General features: G+C 64.1%; 1 protein-coding gene. It reads right to left on the reverse strand.

The genetic code is table 11. The features are described 5' to 3' along the window. Positions 1-279 (reverse strand): IMP dehydrogenase (locus VXC91_RS45935; RefSeq protein ID WP_329513259.1); only part of this gene is annotated, 279 nt, incomplete at its 3' end. Between the last annotated feature and the right edge of the window lie 836 nt (positions 280-1,115).

Below are 1,115 nucleotides of genomic sequence, written 5' to 3' on the forward strand. Positions count from 1 at the left end.
AACCGCTGCAGCCTGGTCCTGGATCGGCTGGTTGTGGTGCAGGAAGCTGAGACCACCGTTGCGCGCGAGCGCGGTCGCAAGATCGGGTGTGCTGACGGCCTGCATGATCGCCGACGTGAACGGTGACTGCATCTCGATCGCTGACGCCTCGCCCGCGATGTGCCGCACCAGGGGCGTGCGCAGGTCAACGGTCGCAGCCGAGCAGTCGGTCCGAGTCCGGTTAGGCAAGAGCAAAAACTCGTTGAACGTCCGTGAGACCTCGGTGATGATCTGTGCCACTCGTTCCTCCTGACCCGTCGGCCGGGGCCCGACTGCCCCGCCGTGAGGATCGCCCCCGTATCCCAGGGCCCGGGCAGGCAGAGATCAGCACGGCAGCCGTGGAGGTGCCACCAACTGCGGCAGAGCCCTGACCGGCCCGTGGATCGAACGGAGTGCGGTCGTGACCTGGCACCTTATCGATTAACTCAGCTGCTTGACGAATCGCGAACCTCATTGGCAGCCGACACCCCCGGGTGGTTCCTCCAGGGCGTCGGTCCCAGCTGCGAGGTACTGGGCCCAGTTGCGTCGGGCGTAGGCGACCCAGCGAAGCGAGGGCCTGGGTAAGCTCCGCTACGTCGTCAAGCAGACCTTCGCCCTCCTCCATCAGTCCAAACGACTCGCTGTTCCCGGGGTTCCACAGAAGTGGAGGCACCCTAGTCCACGAAAAGCCCTGATGACCCGCGCGAATGCGATATTGATCTAGATGGGGGCGTGCCGCTAGTCCTAGAGACACGCGCAGGTCAGCGCGGTGCCGTCATTGGTCCAGCGCCTCACTTTTGCTGGTCGCGAACAGCGAATTGCCCTGATATGCAAGCATCTTGACTTGGCGAATGCTTGCAAAGGCAGGCCGCGTGGTGTGCTCCGGGCCAGTAGCGTGGTGCACTGCAACGCGACACTCCACGAGTGGACTTGACAGGTCCCGGGCCGCCGACCTGCAGGTATGCCAGCGCTAAGTGACACGCCCCGTCGCCATGCCGCCACGTGTTCCCGCAGATGAGACCCCCTTTTCATGGGCTAGGACAGCCTTGCTTCTGTGGAACCCCAGTGTTCGCTGGGGACGTCGCACCGAACTCCAG

This window comes from Streptomyces chiangmaiensis, assembly GCF_036281785.1.
GTDB classification, from domain to species: Bacteria; Actinomycetota; Actinomycetes; order Streptomycetales; family Streptomycetaceae; genus Streptomyces; species Streptomyces chiangmaiensis.